The organism is Saccharothrix mutabilis subsp. mutabilis (genome assembly GCF_039521145.1).
Taxonomy (GTDB): Bacteria; Actinomycetota; Actinomycetes; order Mycobacteriales; family Pseudonocardiaceae; genus Actinosynnema; species Actinosynnema mutabilis.
This window is the reverse complement of record NZ_BAAABU010000088.1, coordinates 1-514: the sequence shown is the minus strand read 5'-3', so window position 1 is coordinate 514 and position 514 is coordinate 1. Positions and strand designations below refer to the sequence as shown.

The following is a 514-nucleotide window of genomic DNA, read 5'->3' as shown; positions in this document are numbered from 1 at the left end:
CGAAGTGGGACTCGAACCCACACAGCCGTAATGGCCAAGGGATTTTAAGTCCCTCGTGTCTACCATTCCACCATTCGGCCACTCGGTGGGATGGCGCCACAGCGCCATCTATGGGTTGACTCTGCAAAATTAGGCATTTCCGCCGAATCTGGCAAGCCTCGTTTTTGCCTGTCTGAATCCGGATGGCGAAGGCGATGCCAGAGTGGTGCAGATTTTAGGAGCGGCGGGGCGAAGGCGAGGGAGTTGACTGAGGTCAATGACCGAGCCTGAGGTCCCCCGTCGCGACGCCAAAGATGCGCCGCTATGGCGCGCCTTCAGTTTAGCGGGCTATAATCAGATAGTAATTCTTCTTCCCGCGCTGCACCAGCAGATACTTGCCGTTGAGCAGCATCGGGGCGTCGACAGTTGCGTAGGGGTCGGTGGCCTTCTCCTTGTTGATCTGCAGGCCTCCCTGCTGGGTGAGCTTGCGCATCTCGCCCTTCGAGGGGAATACGGCGGCGTGGTCAGTGAGCAG

1 pseudogene is annotated in these 514 nt (G+C 58.8%); it reads right to left on the bottom strand.

Annotated elements, in window-relative coordinates:
- Positions 1-319: 319 nt before the first annotated feature.
- Positions 320-514: pseudogene (locus tag ABD126_RS38705) on the bottom strand (hypothetical protein); the annotation flags it as partial.